Origin of the sequence: Pseudovibrio flavus (genome assembly GCF_009711345.1) — a bacterium.
GTDB classification, from domain to species: domain Bacteria; phylum Pseudomonadota; class Alphaproteobacteria; order Rhizobiales; family Stappiaceae; genus Pseudovibrio; species Pseudovibrio flavus.
This window is the reverse complement of record NZ_SMMA01000007.1, coordinates 1-239: the sequence shown is the minus strand read 5'-3', so window position 1 is coordinate 239 and position 239 is coordinate 1. Positions and strand designations below refer to the sequence as shown.

Genomic DNA, 239 nt, shown 5'->3' with positions numbered 1-239 from the left:
GACGGTCAGGTGGCTAAGGTTGCTAACCAGATCATCGTTGCGCTGAACATCGAAGCTGTTGGTGAAGCACTTCTGTTTGCTTCCAAAGCTGGCGCAGATCCTGAAAAGGTTCGTCAGGCTCTTATGGGCGGTTTTGCGTCCTCCAAGATCCTCGAGATCCACGGCGAGCGTATGGTGAAACGCACCTTCAATCCGGGTTTCCGTATTGAGCTGCACCAGAAAGACCTCAACCTTGCTCT

At 52.7% G+C, this 239-nt stretch carries 1 protein-coding gene; it reads left to right on the top strand.

Annotated elements, in window-relative coordinates; all coding sequences use genetic code 11:
- On the top strand, positions 1 to 239 hold a 239-nt coding region (locus tag E1162_RS00020), incomplete at both ends, for an NAD-binding protein (RefSeq protein ID WP_155125400.1).